At 53.6% G+C, this 21,939-nt stretch carries 18 protein-coding genes and 1 riboswitch; of the genes, 8 read left to right on the forward strand and 10 right to left on the reverse strand.

The features are described from left to right. Window positions 1-34: 34 nt before the first annotated feature. A riboswitch (TPP riboswitch) is annotated at window positions 35-131 on the reverse strand. A 1,104-nt stretch (window positions 132-1,235) separates the two neighbouring features. After that, complete coding sequence (locus tag HBM95_15140) at window positions 1,236-1,922, forward strand: hypothetical protein (GenBank protein NIH44262.1); 687 nt, start codon at window positions 1,236-1,238, stop codon at window positions 1,920-1,922. A 149-nt stretch (window positions 1,923-2,071) separates the two neighbouring features. After that, window positions 2,072-2,542 carry a hypothetical protein gene (locus HBM95_15145; GenBank protein NIH44263.1) on the forward strand — a complete coding sequence of 157 codons (471 nt, stop codon included), beginning with the start codon at window positions 2,072-2,074 and terminating at the stop codon, window positions 2,540-2,542. 67 nt (window positions 2,543-2,609) lie between these two features. Here the strand turns inward: HBM95_15145 and HBM95_15150 are convergent, their stop codons facing one another. Both HBM95_15150 and HBM95_15155 read right to left on the reverse strand, forming a co-directional pair. Continuing rightward, the gene (locus HBM95_15150; GenBank protein ID NIH44264.1) at window positions 2,610-4,043 is read right to left on the reverse strand and encodes a glycoside hydrolase family 32 protein; all 1,434 of its coding nucleotides are present in this window, start codon (window positions 4,041-4,043) and stop codon (window positions 2,610-2,612) included. Window positions 4,044-4,059: 16 nt separating this feature from the next. Then, on the reverse strand, window positions 4,060-5,301 hold the full coding sequence (locus tag HBM95_15155; GenBank protein NIH44265.1) for an MFS transporter: 1,242 nt from the start codon (window positions 5,299-5,301) through the stop codon (window positions 4,060-4,062). A gap of 238 nt (window positions 5,302-5,539) precedes the next feature. On the opposite strand from HBM95_15155, the gene HBM95_15160 reads away from it, so the two are divergent. From HBM95_15160 to HBM95_15170, 3 genes are all read left to right on the forward strand, one after another. Then, on the forward strand, window positions 5,540-6,547 hold the full coding sequence (locus tag HBM95_15160) for a substrate-binding domain-containing protein (protein NIH44266.1): 1,008 nt from the start codon (window positions 5,540-5,542) through the stop codon (window positions 6,545-6,547). A 344-nt stretch (window positions 6,548-6,891) separates the two neighbouring features. Then, window positions 6,892-8,268, forward strand: a complete 1,377-nt coding sequence (locus HBM95_15165) for a diaminobutyrate--2-oxoglutarate transaminase (GenBank protein ID NIH44267.1) — start codon at window positions 6,892-6,894, stop codon at window positions 8,266-8,268. 18 nt (window positions 8,269-8,286) lie between these two features. Further along, a complete protein-coding gene (locus HBM95_15170) occupies window positions 8,287-9,753 on the forward strand; it encodes an aspartate aminotransferase family protein (protein NIH44268.1) in 1,467 nt (488 codons plus the stop codon). Window positions 9,754-9,789: 36 nt separating this feature from the next. Here the strand turns inward: HBM95_15170 and HBM95_15175 are convergent, their stop codons facing one another. The 4 genes from HBM95_15175 to HBM95_15190 all read right to left on the reverse strand — a co-directional run bounded on the left by HBM95_15175 (window position 9,790) and on the right by HBM95_15190 (window position 14,147). Further along, window positions 9,790-10,305 carry a protein disulfide oxidoreductase gene (locus HBM95_15175; protein NIH44269.1) on the reverse strand — a complete coding sequence of 172 codons (516 nt, stop codon included), beginning with the start codon at window positions 10,303-10,305 and terminating at the stop codon, window positions 9,790-9,792. A gap of 76 nt (window positions 10,306-10,381) precedes the next feature. Then, on the reverse strand, window positions 10,382-12,559 hold the full coding sequence (locus HBM95_15180) for a polysaccharide biosynthesis tyrosine autokinase (protein ID NIH44270.1): 2,178 nt from the start codon (window positions 12,557-12,559) through the stop codon (window positions 10,382-10,384). Continuing rightward, on the reverse strand, window positions 12,559-13,020 hold the full coding sequence (locus HBM95_15185; GenBank protein NIH44271.1) for a protein tyrosine phosphatase: 462 nt from the start codon (window positions 13,018-13,020) through the stop codon (window positions 12,559-12,561). Before HBM95_15185 ends, HBM95_15180 begins: the two co-directional genes overlap by 1 nt. Then, entirely contained in the window at window positions 13,008-14,147 is a 1,140-nt protein-coding gene (locus tag HBM95_15190; GenBank protein NIH44272.1) for a polysaccharide export protein, read from the reverse strand. The genes HBM95_15185 and HBM95_15190 overlap by 13 nt, the downstream gene beginning before the upstream one ends. A gap of 484 nt (window positions 14,148-14,631) precedes the next feature. On the opposite strand from HBM95_15190, the gene HBM95_15195 reads away from it, so the two are divergent. Then, window positions 14,632-14,964, forward strand: coding sequence for a nickel/cobalt homeostasis protein RcnB (locus HBM95_15195; protein ID NIH44273.1), 333 nt, complete (start codon window positions 14,632-14,634; stop codon window positions 14,962-14,964). Next, complete coding sequence (locus HBM95_15200) at window positions 14,915-15,394, forward strand: GNAT family N-acetyltransferase (GenBank protein NIH44274.1); 480 nt, start codon at window positions 14,915-14,917, stop codon at window positions 15,392-15,394. The genes HBM95_15195 and HBM95_15200 overlap by 50 nt, the downstream gene beginning before the upstream one ends. Window positions 15,395-15,483: 89 nt before the next feature. Here the strand turns inward: HBM95_15200 and apbC are convergent, their stop codons facing one another. Then, window positions 15,484-16,593, reverse strand: coding sequence for an iron-sulfur cluster carrier protein ApbC (gene apbC / locus HBM95_15205; GenBank protein NIH44275.1), 1,110 nt, complete (start codon window positions 16,591-16,593; stop codon window positions 15,484-15,486). Between the two features lie 137 nt (window positions 16,594-16,730). On the opposite strand from apbC, the gene metG reads away from it, so the two are divergent. Beyond that, a complete protein-coding gene (gene metG / locus HBM95_15210) occupies window positions 16,731-18,764 on the forward strand; it encodes a methionine--tRNA ligase (protein NIH44276.1) in 2,034 nt (677 codons plus the stop codon). A 94-nt stretch (window positions 18,765-18,858) separates the two neighbouring features. Here the strand turns inward: metG and HBM95_15215 are convergent, their stop codons facing one another. Genes HBM95_15215 through HBM95_15225 form a run of 3 tightly spaced genes read right to left on the reverse strand, consistent with a single transcriptional unit; the run spans window position 18,859 to window position 21,774 of the window. Next, a complete protein-coding gene (locus HBM95_15215; GenBank protein NIH44277.1) occupies window positions 18,859-19,329 on the reverse strand; it encodes a DUF1456 family protein in 471 nt (156 codons plus the stop codon). Between the two features lie 46 nt (window positions 19,330-19,375). Next, the gene (gene yehT / locus HBM95_15220; protein ID NIH44278.1) at window positions 19,376-20,095 is read right to left on the reverse strand and encodes a two-component system response regulator BtsR; all 720 of its coding nucleotides are present in this window, start codon (window positions 20,093-20,095) and stop codon (window positions 19,376-19,378) included. Then, window positions 20,089-21,774: a sensor histidine kinase gene (locus tag HBM95_15225; GenBank protein NIH44279.1), complete on the reverse strand. Its 1,686-nt coding sequence runs from the start codon at window positions 21,772-21,774 to the stop codon at window positions 20,089-20,091. Before HBM95_15225 ends, yehT begins: the two co-directional genes overlap by 7 nt. Window positions 21,775-21,939: the final 165 nt, after the last annotated feature.

Here is a 21,939-nt window from a genome sequence, read left to right on the forward strand (position 1 = left end):
GGTTCGCTCCTGCCTTGCGTGAAGAAGCGATGACCGGGAAGGCATCTGACTTCCCTACGCTGGCATTATCCAGATCAGGTAATACGGGTATTTCTCAGCCTTCACAAAGAAGGGCACCCCGAGTCATTTGGTAAGAATTGACTTACTTTTTGCCAGATTAGGGGAAGTTGCTTGCTGACGCAAGCGTCCTGTCGGGGATCTCTTCTTCACCCAGAGGAAGAGGGAAAGAGAAGGCTGGCAGCGATAATTACAGGGCTATCATTCCACTCCTTTGAATCAACACTATTCTCTATAACATTTTCATTACATTCAAAAAACACCCCTCTTTTTTAGCGGTTAAGAAAGAGCTTTACCAGGATAAAATTTTTTCGCTTTCAGTCAGTCTATTTTATGTTTCATTAATCATTAATTCTTATTTCGAACGAAATAAAAAGTGAGTTTCAAACCGTTTAACCCTGCTAAACATTTAGCCTCTCAATCAAGGGCTTAACGTGAAACGCGCATTTGACTGAACGCCTTATAAGTTAATGTAAACATTGAGATATTTTGCATCACCCCTTACAAATCCACTTTAGCTATTCATGCCATTTATGATTTAAATCAATATCCAAAAGCTCGCATTAATTGATAGTTACTGCACGTTACGAATTAAGTGATTTATTCAAAATTCTACGTAATCCCGTTATTTCTAATCAGGCGTAACCAGACGTTACATCAACACGCCAGGATAGCTAGCCTTACCCATTTTGACTTTTTAAATGATGAGTGCTTTTCAAATGAAAGTTGTTAAAAATGCCGTTGCTGCTTTTGTATTTGGTGTTATTTTTACTGGCTCTATGAATGTAACTCAAGCAGCTGATGTAAACGTTAACCTTAACGATAACGTATTCAATTCAGGTACTTTTATCCAGATTCACGGAACTAATAATACCGCTTATAATCTGGATAACATGAAAGCTGAAAATGTAACGCAAGACGGGCAAATCTATAACTTACAAGGCGATCGCGATCGCATGCAAGACGAGATCAACGTAAGTAAAAATAATATCAACACTAACGCCAATGATATTTCCTCTCTTCAGACTTCTGTTTCTGGTGTCGATCAGGAAGCTAAATTAGCAGGCGCTCTTGCTGACACCGCTAATAAAAAAGGTGATGCGGCGTTACAGGGCGTGCTGACTAACGGAGCTGCAATTACTAATATTGAAACTATTAACACCTTGCAAGATGGCCGCCTGTTAGCTCTTGAGAATGCACCAAAACCAACTAACGGCGTTGATGGAAAAGACGGCGCTAAGGGTGATAAAGGCGATACCGGCGCGACAGGCGCACAAGGCGTTGCCGGGATTAACGGACGTGACGGAGCGAATGGTAAAGACGGTCAGGACGGCGCTAAGGGTGATAAAGGCGATACCGGCGCGACAGGTGCACAGGGCGTTGCCGGAATTAACGGACGTGACGGAGCGAATGGTAAAGACGGTCAGGACGGCAAAGATGGAAAAAATGGCGTGATGACCACCGTGACACGCACGCAGGTAGACACGGCAACACAGGCTAAAGTCGCTACTAATAGCCAGGCGGTTACGGCCGAGGCTCAGGAGCTGCTGGCGACCAAACAGACATTACAGGCACTGAATAATAACACTAACCAGCAATTTAAATCGCTGCGTGAGGAAGTCGATAATAATAAGAAGGAAGCAAACGCAGGTATCAGCGGCGCGATGGCGATGGCCGGTTTACCACAGGTGCAAACGAATCAGCGCGTGATGTTCTCGGCTGGCGGTGCGACGTACAACGGTGAAAGCGCTTTAGCGGTTGGGGCGTCTGTTAACTTTAACGAACATATGATTGGTAAAGTGAGCTTCTCTGATGATACCGCAAATAACATGGGTGCTTCAGTCGGCGTAGGGATCGGTTTTTAATAAATAAGCAGCATGACAAAATACATTGCTATCTCTGTAATATTGTACCTGATGCTTATTATCGTTGGCGCATGGTTAGGTATTATGTATCAGGCTTATTATATTTGCGGTTATTAAACATCCTTCTATCGTATTAAGGTATTTTTGAAATGAAAAAGTCACTCCTGGCGGTATTAATAGCTGGTGCTGCCATCCTGCTTTCTGCGTGTACCTCATCTGCTCAGCGCATGGCCGATTGCGAGCGCCAGGGGATCAGCAAAGATACCTGCTACCTGGCTGAGCAAAACCGCCAGAATGCCTACAATGAATCCGCACAAAATGCAGCATGGGCGAACGCGCGTGATGCCGCTGCGGGTACGGGTCTCTGGGCTAAGAAAGACGCGAAACAACATGCTCAGGCAGCTAAAGCGACTCACGCCTTTAAATGGGAAGGGATGAAGATCACCATTAAAGGAGAGATATTGGATGTTGACGGCGTATTGGGCGCGCTGGATGAAAACGAGCCTCAGGCAAAGGTCTATTCGCAAGGGTTATACACCTTTATTTACTATCCTGCTAAGGGCAAATTAGCGGTGAGTAAAGATGGACAGTTCCAGGGCTACGCCAGAAAGATTAAATAAAACTAAAGGCGACATCAGTCGCCTTTATTATTTGCTGACATTACTGGATTTTTCTGACGTAACCCATTTACTCTAGTTGCCACGCCCCGGCCTCAATGAGCGATGCCGTCCCCGTCCAGGCAAACAACGCCAACTCGCGCGCCCCTTCGCCAGGGTAAATGCGGCTGCTCAGGCACGCCTCCCCCTCGTTAACAAACACCTCCACCGACGAGCTGTCAAAGAACAGGCGCAGGTTTAGCGCTTCGTTCAGGTTAAGCGCGACGCTTCGGGTACCGCACAAGCCATACTCCGGATAATGGCGTTCAAGCACCAGACGCTGCACCTGCGCATCGACGTAAACGCGTAATCCGTCGCCAAGGCGAATTCCGTACTGCTCCGCGCTGCTGTTGGCGCAATCCCACTGCAGAATGACCTCCATCGCGTCGCACCTTTCCACCTGAGCGATCTGCTGATTATTAAGCGTACTCACCGGCCAGGGGAACCATGCCCCGCGCAGGCTTTCCACTTCTCTGGCCGGCCGCATTTGCAGACGATTATCTGCACTGAGCGTCATTTCACGCGGTAAAGAGAGCATGCCCGCCCAACCATCCTGCTGTTCCGGCAGGGGCGATTCCCACATGTCCAGCCAGGCGATAACAATACGACGACCGTCGGGCGTCAGGAAACTTTGTGGTGCATAGAAATCATGCCCGTGGTCCATCTCCTCAAATTCTCCTTCACGCACGAAAGGTTGACCGGGCTGCCACTCGCCAAGCAGGTAGCCGCTCTGGAAGAGATTACGATTTTTGAATCCGTCTGCCGCCAGCCCCTGAGGTGAAAACATCAGCACCCGTTTACCATTGAGGGTGAAAAAGTCCGGGCATTCCCACATATACCCCATCTCTTTTTCGGCTACCGCAATCACTCCCATATCCAGCCACTCGCGCAGGTCGGCAGAACGGTATACGCGCACCTGGCCCGTATCACCCTCCCGTGCGCCAACCACCATGTACCAGTACTCCCCTTCGCGCCACACTTTCGGATCGCGGAAGTGATGCAGGCCAGGCGGCGTATCAACGATCGTTCCCTGCCGGGAAAAATGGACGCCATCACGGCTGGTGGCCAGGCACTGCACCTGGTAGAGATTAGCCTCATCATCAGGATCGCCGTGGAATTTATGTCCGGTGTAAATCAGCGCCAGCGTATCGCCATCCACCACCGCCGACCCGGAAAAACAGCCGTCTTTGTCTTCTGGCCCTTCCGGTGCCAGTGCCACCGGAAGGTGTTCCCAGTGAACTAAATCCTTGCTGCGCGCATGGCCCCAGTGCATCGGCCCCCACTGGGTTGAGTACGGATGATGCTGGTAAAAGGCGTGATACCAGCCGTCAAACCACACCAGACCATTCGGATCGTTCATCCAGCCGGCACGCGCGGCGAGGTGGTAACGCGGATACCAGCGCAGGTTAAGACTGCCTTGTCTGGCCTGCAATTCCTGTTCAGCTTTGGCGATGGAATACGTCATTTGTTTACTCTTTTAGTCAGATAGTAGAGGGTTGCGGCATGAGCGGGTCAGAGGAGGACTTACCTGAGCGCAACAGAAAAATAGAGATCAGCGTGGTGCTGAAAACCAACAGGCCCATAATGAGATAGGATTGGGCAAAGCCGTATTTCTCATAGCTGTAACCTGCCAGCGGCGACAGGACAGAAGCAATCACCGAGCTTGTGCAGGCAAAGCCCACCAGATAGAGGGTGGAGGAGAGCCGCTTATCAAAATGCAGGCTGTTGTATTTAAATACCGAAACCAGCAATACGGGCAGTTCAACCGCATGCAGCAGCTTGGTAATGGAGATGAGCACCGGCCCCTCAACCAGACCCGATCCCACCATACGCATTGCCATCACCATTCCCGCGAAAATCAGGCCGTTTTTCGCGCCGAGGCGGTTCACCAGCCACGGGGCGCAAAACATGCCCGCCGCCTCAAGGAAAACCTGGAAGGAGTTGAGATAGCCGTACATGGCATTCCCTTCCTGCAACGTCGGGAACTGGGAGGAGAAATAGACCGGGAACTGCTGGTCATAAACGCCATAAATACAGGTGCCGATAACGAAAAATACCAGCGCCCAGAAACGAGGCTGCGTCAGCAGGCGCAATGCATCTTCCAGCGTCACCTTGCCACCGGACACCGCTTCCTGCATGGCGTGCGGTGCAGAAGAGACCCTGAGACGTGCCAGCAAAACAAAAAACACCAGCCCGGCGCAGCTCGCGACAGCGAAATTCAGCTTCGGATTGATGTTAAACAGGAGCCCCGCAAAAAAGGTTGCCACCGCCCAGCCAAGCGATCCCCACATTCTCGCCTTGCCGAACTCAAACTGGCTCTGGCGGGCCACGCGTTCAGTATAGGATTCCAGCACACCTATCCCGCCGTTAAACGTCAGGCCGATGAAAATCCCGCCGAAAATGCTGCCGAGTAACACGTTAATCTGCAGCAGGTAACCAAACAGCAAAAAGGCCGGGCCGGAAAGAATGAGCAGGCAGGTCAGAAACCAGAGCAGATTTTTTCGCAAACCGAGCTTGTCCTGAATAAATCCATAACAAATTTGCGCACACAGCGCGGAGACGGAAAGCACAGCATAGATAACGCCGGTGTCCCCCGCTTTTAAGCCCACTTCCTGATGAAGCCAGATCGAGAGCAACGAGCCGGAAGATGACCATGTGACAAAAAAGAAAAACAGTAATGCGCTTAGTAAAGGGTAGCTGTGAGAGTGATGCGTTTTCATCATGGCATTCTCATGTTGGAGGAATGCCTGAATGGTAACGTTAACATTGATTCTTTCTCATGCTGTTTAGTTAAGATTTAAGATGTTAATCACTAAAGTTAACGTTAACATTAAGGGGATGAGATCGCGATCAAATATTCATCACTGAGGTAAGCATGACCTGAGCCGGGCATCAGCCTTCCTTTTACATCAGCGACTTAGTTGTATACCCTCTAACACAGAGCATTAACGGAGTAAGAAAATGGCTTCCCTGAAGGATGTCGCAAAGCTGGCTAACGTATCGCTGATGACGGTTTCCCGCGCGCTTAACAGCCCGGAACGCCTTAAACCGGAAACGCTGGCGCGCGTTCAGTTGGCTATCGAGCAGACCAGCTACGTTCCCGATCTGTCCGCCAAGAAAATACGCGGTGCGCATGCATCGCCTAAAACCATCGGCGTGCTGGCGCTTGATACGGTGACGACACCTTTCTCGGTGGAGATAACGCTGTCCATTGAAGAGACGGCCCGAATGCACGGCTGGAACAGCTTCGTGATGAATATGTTTACCGATGACAACCCGGATACCATCGTCGACCTTCTCCTCTCCCACCGGCCTGACGGGATTATCTACACCACGATGGGGTTACGTCAGGTTCCGCTTCCCGCCAAGCTGCTTACCCTTCCCTGCGTGCTGGCCAACTGCGAAAGCGTCGATGAAAAGGTCGCCAGCTATATCCCGGATGATGAACAGGGGCAGTACTCTGCCGTCAGGAAGTTACTGGCGGAGGGCTACAGACGGCCTCTTTGCCTGCATTTACCCGCGGGTCATCTGGCCACAACCCGACGCCGCCAGGGGCTGGAACGCGCCTGCCGTGAAGCCGGGATCGACCCGGACAGTCTGGAACATGAGTATATGGCGCTCGGGGATGAGCATTATCGTGATATTCCGTCCGCATTGCTGGCGCGCATCCAGAATGGCATCCCCCGGTTTGACTCCGTTATCTGCGGTAACGATCGTATCGCGTTTATGGTATACCAGACGCTGCTGGCGCAAGGGCTTCGCATCCCTGAAGATGTCGCGGTTCTCGGCTATGACAATATGGTGGGCATTGGCGAGCTATTTTTGCCCCCTCTTTCAACGGTTCAGTTGCCCCACTACGAAATTGGTCGCCTGAGCGCTCTGCACATTATTAACGGTGAACAACATCGGGAAACGACGCGCGTTGAAAGTCCTTTTTTAAAGCGTGATTCCATTATGCATGCCGTGTGATCGCCGCTTTTCGCTGACGACGCAGAAATAAGGGGGTAAAAAGGCAGCTATCCTCTTTTTTATCTCCGCCGATGGCACGATTTGTCACACTCTTTTCCATGCCTTTACACTCCAGATAAATACGACGTAACACAATGTTTTTATTGGTTATAAAGTGCAATCCTCCTTTTAAAAAAGGGGATATTTCCTCGCCTGTGCCTTCTGTCACAAAACAGTAAACAAATTAACCATTGAGCCCCGTGGCAAAAGGCTCTATATTGGCGGCGTTTTTTTCAGGCCCCCATCTGTTTTTTAACTTTTTATTCAATCGTTGCTCATAGCGAAGCGGCGGTTGTAGGAGTGATATGATGACGGATAAAGTCCGTATTGACACCGTAGATGCCCACAAAAGCAACGAAACCTATCTGGCCCGTCAGGCCGAGTTTGAATCTAACGTCAGGAGTTATCCGCGCAAACTGCCTTTAGCCATCACTAAAGCAGAAGGCGTGTGGATCACCGATGCAGATAATAAAGAATACCTTGACTGTTTAGCAGGCGCAGGGACCCTTGCGCTTGGCCATAACCATCCTGATGTGCTGAAAAGCATCCAAAATGTCATTACCAGCGGCTTGCCGTTACACACTCTGGATCTGACTACGCCTCTGAAAGACGCGTTTTCTGAATACCTGCTCTCTCTGCTGCCAGGTCAGGGCAAAGAGTACTGCCTGCAGTTCACCGGTCCATCCGGTGCCGACGCCGTTGAAGCGGCGCTGAAGCTGGCGAAAAAAGTAACCGGTCGTAGCGGTATCATCAGCTTCTCTGGTGGTTACCACGGTATGACCCACGGCGCACTGTCCGTGACCGGCAACCTGTCACCGAAAGAAGCGGTTGACGGTATGATGCCAGAAGTGCAGTTCATGCCTTACCCGCACGAGTACCGTTGCCCGCTGGGTATCGGTGGTGAAGCGGGCGTGAAAGCGCTGACTTACTACTTCGACAACCTGATTAACGACGTCGAAAGCGGCGTGCGTAAACCTGCTGCGGTGATTCTGGAAGCCGTTCAGGGTGAAGGCGGCGTGAACCCGGCTCCGGCTGAGTGGCTGCAGCGCATCCGTAAAGTGACTCAGGAACACGGCATTCTGCTGATCCTCGATGAAGTTCAGGCAGGCTTTGCCCGTACCGGTAAATTCTTCGCCTTCGAACACGCGGGCATCGAGCCAGACATCATCGTGATGTCTAAAGCAGTGGGTGGCGGTCTGCCGCTGGCCGTGCTCGGTATCAAAAAGCAGTTCGACGCATGGGCGCCAGGTCACCACACCGGTACCTTCCGTGGCAACCAGTTGGCGATGGCAACCGGTCTGACGACGCTGAAAATCCTGAAAGACCAGAACATCGCAGGCAAAGTGGCTGCACAGGGCGAATGGCTGAAAGGCCAGCTGAAAGAGATGGCGAAACGTTATCCGGTCATCGGTCACGTGCGCGGTCTGGGCATGATGATCGGTATCGAGATCGTTAAGCCACACGAAGCCGCTGACCACATGGGCTGCTTCCCTGGCGACGGCGAGCTGTCTGCGCTAATCCAGAAGAAGTGCTTCGAAGCCGGTCTGATTCTTGAGCGTGGCGGCCGTAACGGTATCGTTCTGCGTCTGCTGCCTTCTTTGCTGATCAGCGACGAAGAGCTGAAAATCTTCCTGGATAAATTCGAGCAGGCACTGCTTGCTGCGGGCGTTCGCCCGGCGTAACCGGAGTAGTTGATTACGATGTCTGATTCAAACCCAATTTTGTTCTCCTCTGCGCAGAGCATTGAAGCTTACCAGCAGGCGATTGAACAAAGCACTCAGGCTGTGATGCAGTGGCTGAAACAGCCTGAGATGTACCAGGGCAAAACGGTCGCGGAGCTGCGCGACCGTATTAAGCTGGATTTCAACCCGAAAGGGCTGGGCAACGAAGCGGCGATTGAACGCGCCGTTGAGTTCTTCCTGAAAGACAGCTTGTCCGTCCATCACCCGCAGTGTGTGGCGCACCTGCACTGCCCAAGCCTGGTGGTAAGCCAGGCGGCGGAAGTGCTGATCAACGCCACTAACCAGAGTATGGACTCCTGGGATCAAAGCCCGTCCGCAACCATTATTGAGATCAAACTGATCGAATGGCTGCGTACCCGCGTGGGTTATCAGGCTGGCGACGCGGGTGTCTTCACCAGCGGCGGTACCCAGAGCAACCTGATGGGCCTGATGCTGGCCCGCGACGCGTTCTTCGCACGTCAGGGTCACTCCGTACAGCAGGACGGCCTGGTGGGCGATCTGCGCAAGATCCGCGTACTGTGCTCCGAAAACGCGCACTTCTCCGTACAGAAAAACATGGCGCTGATGGGTCTGGGCTACCAGTCCGTGGTGCAGGTGAAAACGGATGAATTCTCCCGCATGGATCTGACCGATCTGGCGGCGAAAATCGAGCAGTGCAACGCGAACGGCGAACAGATTCTGGCGATTGTCGCAACGGCGGGTACCACCGATGCCGGTGCGATCGACCCACTGCGCGCGATCGCTGAACTGGCGGCGAAGCAGAACATCTGGGTACACGTTGATGCGGCCTGGGGCGGTGCGCTGCTGATGTCTGAGCAGTATCGTCACTATCTGGACGGCATCGAGCTGGTGGATTCCGTAACGCTGGACTTCCACAAGCAGTTCTTCCAGACCATCAGCTGCGGCGCGTTCCTGCTGAAAGAAGCGCGTCACTATGAGCTGATGCGCTATCAGGCGGCATACCTGAACTCCGAGTTCGACGAAGAAGCGGGCGTGCCTAACCTGGTGTCCAAATCCCTGCAGACCACTCGTCGTTTCGACGCGCTGAAGCTGTGGATGAGTCTGGAAGCGCTGGGTCAGGAGCAATACGCGGCAATCATCGATCACGGCGTGATGCTGGCGCAGCAGGTTGCGGCCTACGTGAAGGAGCAGCCTGCTCTGGAACTGGTTATGCAGCCTCAGCTGGCAAGCGTGCTGTTCCGCTTCCGCGGACAGGTGCAGACGGACGACGCGGGCATCGCCCTGCTGAACCAGAAAATTGGTGATGCGCTGCTGGAATCCGGCCGTGCAAACGTTGGTGTGACCGAGCACAACGGCATCACCTGCCTGAAGCTGACCCTGCTGAACCCAACCGTGACGCTGGAGGATATCAAAATCCTGCTGTCGCTGGTTGAGCGCACCGCGCAGGAAGTTCTGGCTAAGTAATACAAAACCCCTCTTCCGTCGGGAGAGGGGTTATCTTTATACGCCTGCCCACCACATTCTGATTTTCAATCCCCAGTAGCTCGTCCAGCCCGTTGTGGCGCTGACAACGTTCCCCTTTGACACTATCACCAGCGTTGGCGTTACGCTCACCTGCCACTGCTGCGACAAGGCGCCGCTTGCATCGTTAATCACCGGCATACTCAGGTTTTTCTTTTCAGCCCAGCGGGCAAGCTTTGCATTATCACCGGAGCGCATGGCAACGCTCACGACGTTACCGCCCTCTTTTGCCAGCTTATCGACCGCAGGAGTTGTATAGCGACAGATGCTGCACCAGGTTGCCCAGATGTAAATCAGCAACGGGCGCTCCTGGCTGAGCGCCGCGATATCGTGAATGTTACCGTCGATGCTCTGCATTGGCGTTGCGCTAAAGCTGGCGGGTAATGACGGCTTTCGGTATTGATCCACACCCCACATGACCGCCAGCGTAAGCAGAATGAGTATGATCCCTTCCCGCGCCCAGCGGCGCAGGCGACTCAATTTACGGTTATCCATTATGACCTCTCGATTTAACGGAGGTCATCTTAACGGGCTATTCGGCGTCATGCTGTAAAGAAGTGTCGCGTCGCTTTTATTCCGGAGTGTAGCCGCCGTAGTCGTAATGGCTGTACCCCGAGTGGTAATAGAACGCCGCGGATTTCACAATATCATTGAGAATCGCACCTTCAACCTGCACGCCCATTTGCTGCAGACGCTTCAGGCAGTTCTCGATCTCTTTGATGCTGGTTTTACCGAAGCGGGCAACCAGCAACGTGGTTGCAGCGGCTCTGGCGACGAGTAGCGCATCCGTCACGGCCAGCACCGGTGGCGTGTCGACAATCACGATGTCGTACTCTTTGTCTATTCGCGACATTACCGTCCGGAAACGCTCATTCATAAGCAGCTCCACAGGATGCGAAGGTTGTGGTCCACAGGTCAACACGTCAAAACCCCCTTTCTCGAAGCGTTGAATTGCATCCTGCCACTCTACGCTTCCCCCCAGCACGCTGGACAATCCATGGTGGTTGTTCAGTTTGAAAATATTGTGGACATATCCTTTGCGCATATCCGCATCAATGAACAGCACGCGCTGTCCGGCCTGAGCCGCAATCGACGCTAGCGAGGTGCTCACCAGGGTCTTTCCGCAATCCTGCGAAGGGCCTGAAACCACAACGATCCGGTTAGCGGCATCCATCATGGTGAAATGCAGACTTGTGCGCAGCCCGCGCACCGCCTCGACAAACATATCCGCCGGTCGGTCAACGGGCAGGAAAGGTACGTTTGACGTCCTGTGCTTCCACTGGGAAGCAAACAGCGTCCTCCTGCGCAAATGCGTTTTTTTCCAAAGCCACACCGAACGAGGGAGCGTAGCCAGAAGAGACATTCCCTGCGCTTCCAGCGGTTCAGACGAGGTGATGCCCCGTTTAAAGGCAGAGCGAACCAACACAGTCCCTGCCGAGAGCATCAATCCCACCAGCATACCGAGCACAATGATAATCACTTTGCGCGGTTTGACTGGGGCAGGCTGCGCTACAGCAGAGTCAATGATCCGCACATTTCCGATGGCACTGGAGCGCGAGATATTCAATTCCTGCTGGCGCGTCAGCAGCTGCAGGTAGATGGTGCGACCGGACTCAACGTCACGGCTTAAACGCAAAATTTCCTGCTGCGTAGAAGGCATGGATGAGACGCGGTTATTCAGGCGCGTACGTTCCTGCTCCAGGGTCTGCTTTTTTTCCCGTAAGGCGCGGTAGGTTGGGTGATCCTTTTTGAAAAGCTGAGAAACTTCTGCTTCGCGGAACGTCAGCTCGTTAAGCTGATTTTCCACATTAACAACCTGATCAAGAACCGTCTTCGCCTCAAGGGATAAATCGACAGAATCGCGTTGCTCTCTGTAGGCGTTCAGCCGTGCTTCGGCTTCATCCAGTTCGCGGCTGATTTTAGGCAGTTGATCCTGTAAAAACGTCAGGCTACGGGTATCTTTAGCTTCCTGGCGCGCAATATTCTGGCTGAGATAATTTTCAGCAATGGTGTTAAGCACCGCGGCGATCTTGTCAGGCTCCTCTCCCGTTAGCGTTAAGGCGATCATTCCGCTCTGCTTCGCCGACTCCGAAACAATGAGCCGACGCTGAAGGGCGTTAATTGCCTCAAGCTTTGTGACGGTTTTGAGGGAAAACTGGGTCCCTGGTGCCGCGCTGAGGGAGGTGACAAGAAGCGTTACTCCGTCTTTAACCAGCGTTTTCCCGACAATGCCATCAGCCTCCAGCGTTTTTCCTTCGAGGTGATACCGGCCCTGCTCCTGAACGGTCAGTAAAAGTTCCTGTGGCTTGTCTTCCAGAAGAGGAATAGTCAGCGCGCCAATTGTCAATTCACCCGCTTTACGCCCTCGTTCCAGCAGCGGTCCAATGACGGGCAGCACGTGCCGTTTGACGCTGTACGTTAGCCCCAGCTTATCAACGGTCTCTCCCAGAATCATCCGCGATTTGAGCAGCAAGAGTTCGGGTGCAGCATCAGGTGAAAGATCGGTACCAAACTGGCTTAAGCTTTTGAGCAACGAGTTGTCCTGCTTCGCTTCTATCTGCACAAGGGCATCAGCCTGATAGATCGGTGTGACGCTATATGCATAGATCCCGGCGCATACGGTGAACAGGAGCGTGATGCACGCTATCATTACCCGATGATCAAACATCTCAGCCAACAGCTGAATGAGATCAATTTCATTATCATGCGGTGTCGCAGCACCAAATTTGTCTGATTTATGAGACGACATTATTGCTTCATTCCTTGTTGACGCAAACGACGGGCCCATTCCTGGCTGGCTTTTCCTAACTGCTCGAAAACATATTCGAAGGCTTCCCGGCTTTTACGATACGGGTCGGGAATGTCCTTTGTTTCCAGCCACTGACCAAACAACAGCGATTTCCCCCGATTCTCCGGGGCCACAGAGGCAATAAAACGGAGATGCTCTGGCTCCATCACCAGAATCAAATCGGATTTTTGTAACAGATAACGTGTGACCTTACGCGCCACATGACCTTCAAGCGAAACGCCATGACGTAAGGCGACTGCCTTTGCAGCCGCATCCGCCGGGCGTCCTTCAAGCCCGAAAATGCCTGCCGAGGATATCTGCGTGTTGGGTAACTGCTGACGCAACAGCCGCTCACCAATCGGTGAACGGCAAATATTGCCGGTGCAAACCACGAGAATTGAATTGAACATTATTGCGGCCACGACCTGATGTAACGGACGGTTTCGGTCAGGTCATGTACGCCACTGATGGTGGGTACCAACTGGGTGATCACACGATTCCAGCGCGAAAGCGGTGCCGTCGTGACATAGACAATGTCGTACGGTTCCAGTTGGAATTCTGTACTCAGCACCATGGCTGAGGCATCTTCCGCATTGAGCTGATAGATGTTGGCGATTTTATCTTTCTCGCCTTTTCGTGAAACCGGGCGAATAACAAAAATTCCGGTTGCATCGGCCATATTCTGGTTCAGCCCGCCGGCACTCCCCAGGGCTTCGGCCAGCGTCATGCCGCTACGATCCATCTTAAGCGTGCTCTGCTTAACCACCTCGCCCATCACAAACACTTTCAGCGCGTCGTTCCGGGGAACAAACAGGATATCGCCCGGATAAAGCAGCTTATTCTGGGTCAAATCGCCATGTTGCATCAGGGCATAAAGTGAAAGCCGCGAATCCTGGCCATCATGCGTAAGCACGACGTTACGCCAGTCGGCATCCGCAGAAAGGCCGCCAGCGGCGTTGACCGCATCCATCACCGTCAGCGGAATATTGGTTATGGGTTGTTGCCCCGATTTTTCGACCTCTCCGGTGACGTAGGCCTTTTGCGAACGGAAGGCGGCAATGCTGACGTCCACCTGCGGGCTCTCAATGACCTTATCCAGCCGCGCGGTGATCTCCTCACGTACCTGCGAAACCGTTTTGCCCGCCACTTTCAGCCTGCCGACGTAAGGATAGAAGAGCGTGCCATCAGCGTTAACCCAGTTACCCGAGTCGCTCGCGCTACGGTATTGCCCTGCGGGCGTCGTGAGTTCAGGGTGATCCCAGACGGTGACCGTCAGAATGTCTCCTGATCCAATGCGGTATTCCCAGTTTTTGATCTGCTCATCCAGATTAGGATTTGCCTGAGATTTCAATACGGCCGGACGCAGTTTTTCAATCAATCCCGGCGTCAGTGGAAAAATTTCCACGTGCTTATCAAGCTGATAATTGACATCTTCCGCAGCAATGCCTTTTTTCCCGGACAGACTCAAATTCTGTCCGGGGGAAAACACACACCCTGTTAATTGACTAACAGTAAGAAATAACAGCGAAAATGCAGTTGTACCTTTCATTATATAAATATTTCTTTTTAACGTTACGTTTATCATCAAGCCCGCAAAGAGACTTTATCTAAGTTTATGAAATTTAATTGCTTATTTTTCTACAATATGAAATTCTGGCATTATAAACGTGACAAAACCGCTCTCTAAAAAAACAAAAGCAATACTCAACCCTGTAAAAAAGGGAAGCAAGCCTGCTTCACCCGAAGACAATATTAAATTTTCTTTAGTGGGAAAGCATTCGCATAGCAGTCCATTCTTGATGTGAAATGTTATTTTCAGAATTTATTAATGAAATAATAAATATTAAAAATACAAGGCGCAGGCAATATTCGCCATAGTGATAAACATCATCCAATTCGACTACACAAAACCGTCCACTTTTGTTACATTTTTTTTCAAACATACCCTGCGTTGATACTTAAAATGGACTGTCTGCTCCGCTTTGCACGACCCGCAGACAAAAAGTATCTGTAACGATATCACTGGAGAAAAAATGGCTAAGCGTAAATTGCTGCTTCTGGGTGTACTACTGTCTCTGGCGGGATCCGCATTCTCTGCCCCGCAAACCGCCGCTGCGCCATCTGGCATCAAGGCCTATGAAGAACAAGAGTTCATCGCGGATTTCACGAAGTTCAAAATCGGCGATACGGCACCGGCGCAGTATCAAACGCCGGAGTACACCATTAAACAGTACCAGTTGCGTAACCTGCCGGCGCCGGATGCCGGAACCCATTGGACCTATATGGGTGAGAACTATGTGCTGATCGGCGATGCTGATGGCAAGATCTACAAAGCCTACAATGGAGATATTTTCTATCACCGCTAACGCAATTTTGATTCGTCCCTGGCAGGAAAGTGACCGACCTTTCCTGCGCACGCTCTACATCCACGCCCGGCGTGAAGCCTGGCCATGGCTGGACAGTGCAGACTGGCAGCTTGAAGACTTTGACGCGGCAACCCGTGACGAAGTGATTTGGGTTGCTGTTCAGAACGGGCATCGACTGGGTTTTGCCTCCGTCTGGACGAACGATAATTTCCTGCACAACCTGTTTGTCGATCCGCAGTATCAGAGCCTGGGCGTCGGACATGTGTTGCTTGAGCACGTACAGAAGACGTTTACCAGTACGGGTTCGCTTAAGTGTCTGGTGAAGAATGCGCGGGCGGTTGCATTTTACCAGCGCCACGGCTGGCACATCGAGGCGACGGGGAATTCTCCGGACGGCGAATATTATTTGATGCACTATCGGCTGAGTTAACGTCAGGTGGCGCTATGCTTACCTGACCTACACGATCGTAGTTGGCCGGGTAAGGCGAAGCCGCCACCCGGCACTAAGGCGCAGAGGCGTTACACCGCGCGGAAGGCGATTTCACCCGGGATCACTTCACCCTGCCAGTAGAGCTGCGCCGCAACGCGCCCCGCCAGCTGGCGATACATCTCCGCGAATTCGCTGTCCGGACGGCTGACAACCGTCGGTTTCCCGCTGTCCAGATCTTCACGCAAGGAAATATGCAGCGGCATCTGCCCCAGCAGCTGGGTGTGATACTGTGCCGCCAGTTTTTCCGCCCCACCCGTACCGAAGATAGGTTCGTGGTGTCCGCAGTTACTGCAGATGTGCATGCTCATGTTCTCGACGATGCCGAGCACCGGCACTTCCACTTTCTCAAACATCACGATGCCTTTTTTGGCGTCGATCAGTGCGATATCCTGCGGCGTGGTGACCACGACGGCGCCCGTTACCGGAATGTTCTGCGCCAGCGTCAGCTGTATGTCACCGGTGCCCGGCGGCATGTCCAGCACCAGATAATCCAGATCCGGCCACATCGTTTCCTGCAGCATCTGCAGCAGCGCTTTGCTGGCCATTGGGCCGCGCCAGACCATAGCGTTGTCGTCGGTCACCAGGTAACCGATGGAGTTAGTCGCCAGACCGTGCGCCACGATCGGTGCCATATGCGTGCCGTCAGGTGAGGTTGGACGCTGATTTTCCGCACCCAGCATGTTTGGAATAGAAGGACCGTAGATATCGGCATCCAGAATACCGACCTTTGCCCCTTCCGCCGCCAGCGCGAGCGCGAGGTTTACGGCGGTAGATGATTTACCCACCCCACCCTTACCTGAACTCACGGCGATGATGTTTTTCACCCCGTTGACGCCCGGCTGATTTTTCACACGCTTCAGCGTGGCGATGCTGTGGCTCAGCTTCCAGTCAATCGCTTTTGCACCGGTAATGCGCAGCAACTCAGCGCTGGTCTGCTCTTTCAGCGCGTCAAAAGCGCTGGTCCAGACGAACGGCATCTGCAGCTCAACGTGCAATGTATCGTCCAGCCATGCGACGTGGTGTAACGCTTTCAGCGCAGTGAGGTTATGTTTCAGGGTTGGATGCTGAAAGTTAGCCAGCGTCCCGGCGACCATTGCTCGTAAGGCTTCCGGTGATTTGGCCTGGGATTGAGAACTCATCCCGACTCCTTTGTTCTTGTGAATAAGACCTTAGGCAAACAAGTTTACCTGAAAGGCCGCGGTTTGTGCTTACTTAATAATGCCCCTTTTGGTAATATCGAAAACCCTTTTCACAGTTAAAAGAAGTAATGCCTACTATGACTCAAGTCGCGAAAAAAATTCTGGTAACGTGCGCCCTGCCGTACGCCAACGGCTCAATCCACCTCGGCCACATGCTGGAGCATATCCAGGCTGATGTCTGGGTCCGTTACCAGCGAATGCGCGGCCACGAGGTTAACTTCATCTGCGCGGACGACGCCCACGGCACACCGATCATGCTGAAAGCGCAGCAGCTGGGGATTTCCCCGGAGCAGATGATTGCCGAAATGAGTCAGGAGCATCAGACCGATTTTGCTGGCTTTGACATCAGCTATGACAACTATCACTCCACGCACAGCGACGAAAACCGCGAGCTGTCGGAGCTGATCTACACCCGTCTGAAAGAGAACGGTTTTATTAAAAACCGCACTATCTCTCAGCTGTACGATCCGGAAAAAGGCATGTTCCTGCCGGACCGTTTCGTCAAAGGCACCTGTCCGAAATGTAAATCCCCGGACCAGTACGGCGATAACTGCGAAGTCTGCGGCGCGACCTACAGCCCGACCGAGCTTATCGAGCCGAAATCCGTGGTTTCCGGCGCCACGCCTGTGATGCGTGATTCCGAGCACTTCTTCTTCGACCTGCCGTCCTTCAGCGAAATGCTGCAGGCGTGGACCCGCAGCGGCGCGCTGCAGGAGCAGGTGGCGAACAAGATGCAGGAGTGGTTCGAATCCGGCCTGCAGCAGTGGGATATTTCCCGCGATGCGCCGTACTTCGGCTTCGAAATCCCGAACGCGCCGGGCAAATACTTCTACGTCTGGCTGGATGCGCCAATCGGCTACATGGGCTCGTTCAAGAATCTGTGCGACAAGCGGGGCGACACCGTCAGCTTCGACGAATACTGGAAGAAGGATTCCGACGCCGAACTGTACCACTTCATCGGTAAAGACATCGTCTACTTCCATAGCCTGTTCTGGCCGGCAATGCTGGAAGGCAGTAACTTCCGTAAGCCAACCAACCTGTTCGTACACGGCTACGTAACGGTGAACGGCGCAAAGATGTCCAAGTCTCGCGGGACGTTCATTAAGGCCAGCACCTGGCTGAACCATTTCGACGCGGACAGCCTGCGCTACTACTACACCGCGAAGCTCTCTTCCCGTATCGATGATATCGACCTGAACCTGGAAGATTTCGTGCAGCGCGTGAACGCGGATATCGTGAACAAGGTAGTGAACCTGGCGTCCCGTAACGCAGGGTTTATCGCCAAACGCTTTGACGGTGTGCTTTCTGCCGAACTGGCCGATCCTGAGCTGTATAAAACCTTCACCGATGCCGCCGCTGCGGTTGGCGAAGCCTGGGAAAGCCGTGAGTTCGGTAAAGCGATTCGTGAAATCATGGCGCTGGCCGATGTTGCCAACCGCTATGTGGACGAGCAGGCCCCGTGGGTTGTCGCGAAACAGGAAGGCCGTGACGCCGACCTTCAGGCAATCTGCACCATGGGTCTGAACATGTTCCGCGTGCTGATGACCTGGCTGAAGCCGGTTCTGCCGCAGCTGGCAGCCCGCACCGAGGCGTTCCTGAATACTGAACTGACCTGGGACGCTATCCAGCAGCCGCTGCTCGGCCACAAGGTGAATACTTTTAAAGCGCTCTATAACCGCATCGAAATGAAGCAGGTTGAAGCCCTGGTCGAAGCCTCTAAAGAAGAAGTGAAAGCGGCGGCGGCACCGGTAACCGGCCCGCTGGCTGACGATCCGATTCAGGAAACCATCACCTTCGACGATTTCGCGAAAGTCGACCTGCGCGTGGCACTGATTGAAAACGCGGAGTTCGTGGAAGGTTCTGACAAGCTGCTGCGCCTGACGCTGGATCTGGGCGGCGAGAAGCGTAACGTCTTCTCCGGCATCCGTTCAGCCTACCCGGACCCGCAGGTGCTGATCGGTCGTCAGACCGTGATGGTGGCGAACCTGGCGCCGCGCAAAATGCGCTTCGGCATCTCTGAGGGGATGGTGATGGCCGCAGGCCCTGGCGGGAAAGATATCTTCCTGTTAAGCCCTGACGAAGGCGCGAAGCCGGGCCAGCAGGTGAAATAACAAAAAAGCCGGAGATTCTCTCCGGCTTTTTTGTTCTCCCTCTCCCTGTGGGAGAGGGCCGGGGTGAGGGCATCATGCCGCACCCATGCCGCATTTACGCCTTAGGATGATGTACCCGGTGGGTCAGCCCGCGCAGGAAATTGCGCAGAAACTGGTCGCCGCACTCGCGGTAGTTTTTATGATCCGGCGCGCGCATCATGGCGGTCACTTCCGGTACGGATACGCGGTACTTTTGCTCCGTCATGATCGCCACAATATCGTCCGTTTTCAGCGAGAACGCGATACGCAGCTTTTTCAGCACCGTGTTGTTGTTCACGCGGCGCTCCAGCGCCAGCTCCGGCGCGGCCGGATCTTTGCCACGCTTATCGTAAATGAGGCCGTTCAGGAAACCCGACAGAATGATGTCCGGGCAGCGAACGAAGCCCTCTTCGTCTTCTTTGGTCATCCAGGTATCGAAACCTGCAGACGTGGATTCCATATCGGACAGTGCAAGAATGCGCACCATGTCGTTATTGTTTGCTTTCAGGGTGTAGCGCAGGCTACGAAGAATGTCGTTACTTAGCATAGAGCCTTCGAATGTCGATGATGCAATGGCGCGCAGTGTACCAGTTTTACAGGCCAATCGCCTCTTTCAAACTCTTCAGGTAGCGACGGCTGACGGGGACGGTCTGCCCGGCACGCAGCACCAGCTCGGCCTGGCCGTTATCTTCCAGGCGGATCTCCTTCAGGTGCGCCATGTTCACCAGATACTGGCGATGGCAGCGGAGCAGCGGCGTGCGGCTCTCCAGCGTGCGCAGGGTCAGTTCGGTGAACCCTTCGTTCCCTTCCGCGCTGGTGACAAATACCCCGCTCAGGCGGCTACTGACAAACGCCACATCATCCATCTGCAGAAGATAAATCCGGCTGTGCCCGGTGCAGGGGATAAATTTCAGCGGCTGCTGGTTCTCCGGCAACAGCGTAACGTCCTGAACGGTTCGCTCCTGGCGTAAACGGCTGAGCGTTTTTTCCAGGCGCTTCTCTTCAATCGGCTTGAGTAAATAATCAAACGCGTGTTCCTCAAAAGCCTTAACGGCATACTCGTCGAACGCCGTCAGAAACACGATGTAGGGACGATGCTCCGGGTCGAGCATGCCGACCATCTCCAGCCCGCTGATGCGCGGCATCTGAATGTCCAGGAACAGCACGTCAGGGCGCAGTTTGTGCACCGCGCCGATGGCCTCAATGGCGTTGGCGCACTCTCCCACAATCTCAATATCTGGCTGCTCCTGCAGCAGAACGCGCAGGTTTTCCCGTGCCAGCGGCTCGTCATCCACAATCAGCACTCTTAACATGCGTTTTCCTCCAGCGGCAGTCGAACGGTAATACGGGTAAATCGGTCGGGCTCACAGGCAACGGTAATGCCACAGTCATCGCCAAAGTGGGCGCGCAGACGTTTATCCACCAGGCTCATCCCTAAACCGCCGGAGGCGGAAGGCTGGTAAAGCCCGGCGTTATCTTCAATATCCAGCACCAGATGATGGTTAAAACGGCTGGCGGCGATGGTGACCTCCCCTGTCCCCAGAAGCTGCGAGGTACCGTGCTTGATGGCATTCTCCACAATAGGCTGCAGGGTAAAGGCCGGAAGATGCTGATGCGCAAGCTCATCCGGAACGGAGAGCGACACCTGCAGACGGGATTGAAACCGCGCCTGCTCAATCTGCAGATAGGCATTCACGTGCTCAATCTCGTCGGCGAGGGTCACGATCTCAGAGGGCCGCTTCAGGTTCTTGCGGAAAAAGGTCGACAGAAACTGCACCAGCTGAGCGGCCTGATCGCTGTCGCGGCGGATCACAGCTTTGAGCGTGTTGAGGGCATTGAACAGGAAATGCGGATTGACCTGGGCATGTAGCAGCTTAATTTCAGACTGCGTCAGCAGGGCTTTCTGCCGCTCATACTGCCCGGCGAGGATTTGCGCGGAAAGAAGCTGGGCTATCCCCTCCCCCAGCGTGCGGTTGATGGAGCTGAACAGACGGTTTTTCGCCTCATACAGCTTGATGGTGCCCATCACCCGCTGATTTTCCCCGCGCAGCGGAATGACCAGCGTGGAGCCCAGCTTGCACTGCGGGTGCAGCGAGCAGCGGTAAGGCACTTCGTTACCGTCGGCATACACCACCTCACCCGTTTCAATAGCGCGCAGCGTGTAGGTCGAAGAGATCGGTTTGCCAGGAAGATGATGATCGTCCCCGGTGCCGGTAAACGCCAGCAGCTTTTCGCGATCGGTAATGGCAACGGCGCCGATATCAAGCTCCTTGTAGAGCACCTGCGCGACCTTCATGCTGTTCTCTTCGTTAAACCCCTGACGCAGGATCCCTTCGGTCGAGGCGGCAACCTTCAGCGCCGTGGCGGAAAAGGCCGAGGTGTATTTTTCGAACATAGCGCGCTTGTCGAGCAGAATACGCATAAACAGCGCCGCGCCGACGGTGTTGGTCACCATCATCGGGGCGGCAATACTGCTGACCAGGTGCAGCGCATCCTCGAACGGACGCGCAATCAGCAGAATGATCGCCATCTGCGCCATTTCGGCCACAAAGGTAATGGCCCCGGCGGTAAGCGGGCTAAAGACTTTATCCGGGCGACCGCGCTTAATCATATAGCTGTGCACCAGGCCACCGAGCAGCCCCTCGACGATCGTGGAGATCATGCAGCTGAGCGCTGTCATCCCACCCATGGAATAGCGATGCAGTCCGCCGGTCAGCCCCACAAGGCCACCGACGACCGGGCCGCCCAGCAGCCCGCCCATCACCGCGCCGATGGCGCGCGTATTGGCAATAGAGTCTTCGATATGGAGACCAAAATAGGTCCCCATGATGCAAAAAATAGAGAAGGTGACATAGCAGAGCAGCTTGTGGGGCAGGCGTACGGTAACCTGCATCAGCGGGATGAAAAGACGCGTTTTGCTCATCAGCCAGGCAATGACCAGAAACACGCACATCTGCTGAAGCAACAGCAGCACCAGGTTAAACTCGTACATACTCAAAACCGCACACGCTAAAAAACGCGTAACATACACGGATGCGGATGAACTTTCTTTGAAGCATCCCAAAAAAGCGTAAAATCGTGTCCGTTATCACACCTTTTTCTGCATATCGCGCATGCTTCGCATTATTTGCCTAAAAATTAACCACCCCTTCCTGGT

The sequence above is a fragment of the Enterobacter asburiae genome (assembly GCA_011754535.1).
Lineage (GTDB): Bacteria > Pseudomonadota > Gammaproteobacteria > Enterobacterales > Enterobacteriaceae > Enterobacter > Enterobacter cloacae_N.